At 69.3% G+C, this 4,933-nt stretch carries 5 protein-coding genes and 1 tRNA gene; 2 read left to right on the top strand and 4 right to left on the bottom strand.

Annotated elements, in window-relative coordinates; genetic code table 11:
* The first annotated feature begins 213 nt into the window (after nt 1–213).
* Nucleotides 214–996 carry an exodeoxyribonuclease III gene (gene xth / locus ACFDTC_RS17410; RefSeq protein ID WP_375260144.1) on the top strand — a complete coding sequence of 261 codons (783 nt, stop codon included), beginning with the start codon at nt 214–216 and terminating at the stop codon, nt 994–996.
* On the opposite strand, the gene rnd is transcribed toward xth, so the two are convergent.
* The 3 genes from rnd to purM all read right to left on the bottom strand — a co-directional run bounded on the left by rnd (nt 993) and on the right by purM (nt 3,860).
* On the bottom strand, nt 993–2,150 hold the full coding sequence (rnd, locus tag ACFDTC_RS17405) for a ribonuclease D (RefSeq protein WP_375260143.1): 1,158 nt from the start codon (nt 2,148–2,150) through the stop codon (nt 993–995). The two genes, xth and rnd, sit on opposite strands and share 4 nt — an antisense overlap.
* A gap of 76 nt (nt 2,151–2,226) precedes the next feature.
* Nucleotides 2,227–2,817: a phosphoribosylglycinamide formyltransferase gene (purN, locus tag ACFDTC_RS17400; RefSeq protein WP_375260142.1), complete on the bottom strand. Its 591-nt coding sequence runs from the start codon at nt 2,815–2,817 to the stop codon at nt 2,227–2,229.
* Nucleotides 2,814–3,860 carry a phosphoribosylformylglycinamidine cyclo-ligase gene (gene purM / locus ACFDTC_RS17395; protein WP_375260141.1) on the bottom strand — a complete coding sequence of 349 codons (1,047 nt, stop codon included), beginning with the start codon at nt 3,858–3,860 and terminating at the stop codon, nt 2,814–2,816. Before purM ends, purN begins: the two co-directional genes overlap by 4 nt.
* A 101-nt stretch (nt 3,861–3,961) precedes the next feature.
* Between purM and ACFDTC_RS17390 the strand changes: the two genes are divergently transcribed.
* Nucleotides 3,962–4,038: transfer RNA gene (locus tag ACFDTC_RS17390), tRNA-Ile, on the top strand.
* Between the two features lie 11 nt (nt 4,039–4,049).
* Here ACFDTC_RS17390 and ACFDTC_RS17385 read toward each other — a convergent pair.
* The coding region (locus ACFDTC_RS17385; RefSeq protein ID WP_375260140.1) for a trehalose-6-phosphate synthase at nt 4,050–4,933 on the bottom strand (884 nt) is incomplete at its 5' end.

Raw genomic sequence — 4,933 nt, 5'->3', positions numbered from 1 at the left:
CGTGTATTATCCACATGAACGTCGGTCGGCAACTTTTCGCCGACCAAATTTGATTTGATGGTGTCCACAGAACGATTTTTTCTGTGGATAAAATTTCTGCGCCCGCCGCAACGCCCCGTTCGGCAACGAAAACCGCCGAATCATCCCGCCCCGGACGCTTGCGCGCGGTCCCGTCGCGGGCCACAAGGGAGCCCCGCACAGGAGGGCTTTGTGGTGAAGATCGCGACGTTCAACATCAACGGCATCAAGGCGCGTCTGACCGCGCTGACCGACTGGCTGGACGAGGCGCAGCCCGACGTCGTGCTGTGCCAGGAGATCAAGTCGGTCGACGAGGCGTTCCCGCGCGAGCCCTTCGAGGATCGCGGCTACAATGTCGAGACGCACGGCCAGAAGGGCTTCAACGGTGTGGCGATCCTGTCCAAACACCCGCTCGAGGACGTGGTCCACGGCCTGCCCGGCGACGACACCGACGAACAGGCCCGCTGGATCGAGGCGACCGTGACCGGTGAGCGCGACGCCGTGCGCCTGTGCGGCCTCTACTTGCCCAACGGTAACCCTGCCCCGGGTCCGAAATACGACTACAAGCTGGCCTGGATGGAGCGGCTCGAGACCCGCGCCCGCGCCCTTCTGGCGGACGAGATGCCGGCGGTGATGGCGGGCGACTACAACGTCATCCCGCAGCCCGAGGACGTGCACGACCCCAAGGCCTGGGAGGACGACGCGCTGTACCTGCCGCAGACCCGCGCGGCCTTCCACCGGGTGCTCAACCTCGGCTTCACCGATGCCTTCCGAGCGCGCTCAGCCGCGCCGGGGCAGTACTCGTTCTGGGATTACCAGGCCAATGCCTGGCCGCGGAACAAGGGCATCCGCATCGACCACATGCTGCTGAGCCCGCAGGCCGCCGACATGCTGGTCGACTGCCGGATCGACAAGGAGATCCGCGACCGCGAGAAGCCGTCGGATCACGTGCCGGTCTGGATCGAGCTGGACCTCTAGAGTTCGATCACGCTCACGCGCTCGCCCTCGGCGGCCAGCGCGATGCGGCCTTCGCACAGGCGCAAGGCGTCGTCGCCGAAGACTTCGCGCCGCCAGCCCTTGAGTGCCGCCACGTCGCGCGCGCCGCCGGCGATGCGGTCGAGATCGGCCGCCTGCGCGATCAGCTTGGAGGCCACGCCGTAGGTCTCGGTCTTGGCCTTCAGCAGCACGCGCAGCAGATCGGCCAGCGCCGGGTTCACCTGGTCGTTGTCGCGGCCGCGCTCGGCCTCGGGCAGGTCTTCCTTCGGGCAGGTCTGCCCGGTGGCGACGGATGCGAGGATGCCCTCGGCGATCTCGCCCTTGCGGGCCTCGCGCAGCAGCAGCCGCGAACGGCCCAGGTCCTGCAGGTTCGCGGGCTTGGTCGAGGCCAGCTCGACCAGCGCGTCGTCCTTGAACACGCGGTTGCGGGGGATGTTGCGCGACTGGGCGTAGGCCTCGCGGAAGGCGGCAAGTTCGCGCACGATCGCCAGGAAACGCGGGCTGTTCGAGCGCGTCTTGATCCGCTTCCACGCGTCGCGCGGACGGGTGATGTAGGTCTCGGGGTCGGTCAGCACGGCGACCTCCTCGGCGACCCAGCGCTCGCGCCCGGTCTCTTCCAGCTTGGCGGCGAGGAATTCGTAGATGTCGCGCAGATGGGTCACGTCGGCCAGCGCATAGGTCTTCTGCGCGTCGGTCAGCGGCCGGCGCGACCAGTCGGTGAAGCGCGAGGACTTGTCGACGCTGCCCTTGGCGATGCGCTTGACCAGCGTTTCGTAGCCGACCTGCTCGCCGAAGCCGCAGACCATCGCGGCGACCTGCGTGTCGAACAGCGGCGCCGGGATCACCCCGTGGTCGATCTGGAAGATCTCGAGGTCCTGCCGCGCGGCGTGGAACACCTTGACCACGCTCTCGTCGCGGAACAACTTCATCAGCGGGTCGAGCGACAGGCCCTCGACCAGCGGGTCGACCAGCACGGCGTCGTCCTCGCCCCGGCCCGGCAGCGCCAGCTGCACGAGGCACAGCTTGGAATAATACGTCCGCTCGCGCAGGAACTCAGTGTCGACGGTGACGTAGGGCGCCTCGTGCGCCCGCGCGCAGAACGCCGCAAGCGCCTCTGTCTCGGTGATCGTCTGCATGCTCGGGCCTTCCTGTCTGGCGGCGTCGTCGACGCCCTTTGATAGGCGAAGGAGCCGTGGATTGGAACGGGCCCCGTCAGTCCAGCGTGACGGGGTCGGTGATGCCGTCGGCGAAGCGGCGCAGCACCAGCGGGTAAAGCCGATGTTCCAGCGCCTGCACCCGCGCGGACAGCGTCTGGGGCGTGTCGTCCGGCGCGACCCGCAGCCGCGCCTGGCCCAGGATCGGGCCATCGTCCAGCGCGGGCGTGACGGCGTGCACGGTGCAGCCATGCTCGGCCTCGCCGGCGGCGAGCGCGCGGGCGTGTGTATCGAGGCCGCGGTACTTCGGCAGCAGAGACGGGTGGATGTTCAGCATCCGCCCGGCCCAGCGCGCGACGAAATCCTCGGTCAGCACGCGCATGAAGCCCGCAAGGCACAGGATGTCCGGCGCATGGGGCGCCAGCGCCGCGTCCAGAGCGCTCTCGAACGCCGCGCGGTCGCGGCCGAAGGGGCGGTGATCCACCGTCTCGGTCGGCACGCCACGTGCAGCGGCCTTGGCCAGCCCGCCCGCGCCCGGCACGTTCGACAGCACCACGCAGGCACGGGCCGGGTGCTCGCCGGTCATGCTGTCGACCAGCGTCTGCATGTTCGTGCCGCTGCCCGAGATCAGGATGCCGACGCGCGTCACGCGAGCCGGCCCTCGTACGCCACCCCCTGCCCTTCAGTGACGCGGCCGAGCATGCAGACCGTCTCTCCGGCGTCGCGCAGCTGCGCGGCCAGCGCCTCCGCGCGGTCCTCGGCCACCACCGCGACCATGCCGATGCCGCAGTTGAAGGCGCGCAGCATCTCGGCTTGCTCGACGCCGCCGGCATCGCGCAGCCAGCCGAAGACCGGCGGCGCCGCGATGGCGCCGAGGTCGATCGTGGCGCCCAGGCCATCGGGCAGGACACGCGGCAGGTTCTCGGTCAGCCCGCCGCCGGTGATGTGGGCCAGCGCATGCACGCCGCCTGCGCGGATCGCGTCCAGCGCCGGGCGGACGTAAAGGCGCGTCGGCGTCAGCAGCGCCGCACCCAGCGGACCGTCGGCGAAGGGCGCGGCATCGTCCCAGCCGAGGCCCGCACGCTCGACGATCCGGCGCACCAGCGAGTAGCCGTTCGAATGCACCCCGTCCGAGGCGAGGCCCAGCAGCACGTCGCCCGCGACCACGCCGTCGGGCAGCGCGGTGCCGCGCTCCATCGCGCCCACGGCGAAGCCTGCAAGGTCGAAATCTCCTGCCGGGTACATGCCCGGCATCTCGGCGGTCTCGCCGCCGATCAGGGCGCAGCCGGCCTGCGCGCAGCCGTCGGCGATGCCCTCGATCACCCGCGCGGCGGTATCGGTATCGAGCTTGCCGGTGGCGAAGTAGTCGAGGAAGAACAGCGGCTCGGCACCTTGGCACACGAGGTCGTTGACGCACATGGCGACGAGGTCGACGCCCACCCCCGCCACATGGCCGGTGTCGATGGCGATGCGCAGCTTGGTGCCCACGCCGTCGGTCGCCGCGACCAGCACCGGGTCGTCGTAGCCCGCGGCCTTCAGGTCGAACAGCGCGCCGAAACCTCCGAGCCCCGCCATCGTACCGGGCCGTTCGGTCCGTTTCGCCGCCGGCTTGATGCGCTCGACCAGCGCGTTGCCGGCCTCGATGTCGACGCCCGCCGCGCTGTAGGTCAGCCCGCTGCCCTTTTCGCTCATACCTGTCACTCCGCTTTGGCAGGCGCTTAGCCCATCGCGCGGAGTGCTGCAATCTCCCGGCTTGACCCTTGGGGCCGCTCTGCTAGGGAAAGCGCCACGGTGGGCCTGTAGCTCAATTGGTTAGAGCAGGGCGCTCATAACGCCTTGGTTGGGGGTTCAAGTCCCTCCAGGCCTACCAGATCCCGCATGTCAGGACCGGCCCGACGCCATCGCCAGCAGCGTCTTGCGGTCGATGCCGTTCAGGCGCTCCAGAAACGTCTCGCCCCAGTCGAAGATGTCCGTCTCGCGCACCACCTGCATCAGCGCGGCATGGCGCGCCCGGCGCTCGGCCAACGGCATCAGCAGCGCCTGCTGGATCGCCTCGGCGACCTCCTCGGAATCGTGGGGGTTCACCAGCAGCGCCTCGGTCATCTGTTCGGCCGCCCCGGCCGACCGCGACAGGATCAGCACGCCGGGATCCTCGGGGTCCTGCGCCGCAACGTATTCCTTGGCCACCAGGTTCATGCCGTCGGCCAGCGGCGTGACCAGCGCGACATGCGCCATACGGTAGAGCGGCGCGATCACCTCGCGCGGCAGGGGGCGCTCGATCAGCCGGATCGGCGTCCAGTCGAGATCGGCGTAGCGGCCGTTGAGATGCCCCACAAGCGCCTCGAGTTCGCGCGCGATGTCCTTGTAGGCGTTCACCGACTCGCGCGAGGGCGGCGTGATCTGGATCAGCGTCGCGCGCGGCGTATCGGGGCTTCGGGTCTCCAGCCACTTGCCGAAGCCGCGGACGCGGTGGGGAATGCCCTTGGAGTAATCCAGCCGATCGACGCCGATGATCAGCTTGGTGTCGTCGCGGATGTGCACAGGGTCGTGCGGCGGCGGCTTCGCGGCGAGCGAGGTGAAGGTCTCGCCGTCGATGCCGATCGGGAACGAGCGGACCTCGAACACGTCCTCGTGGTACTTCAGGCAGCCGTCGAACAGCATCTCGCCGGCGCGGTGCGCGCGGTAGGATTCGAGGCAGCGCGCCACGTCGGCCTCGGTCTGCAGGCCCACCAGGTCGAACGCGGCCAGCCAGTAGTAGAAATCCT

The organism is Citreimonas sp. (genome assembly GCF_042096055.1).
GTDB lineage: Bacteria > Pseudomonadota > Alphaproteobacteria > Rhodobacterales > Rhodobacteraceae > Citreimonas.
Note: the sequence above shows the minus strand (reverse complement) of the source record. Positions and strands in the feature narration are given on the sequence as shown.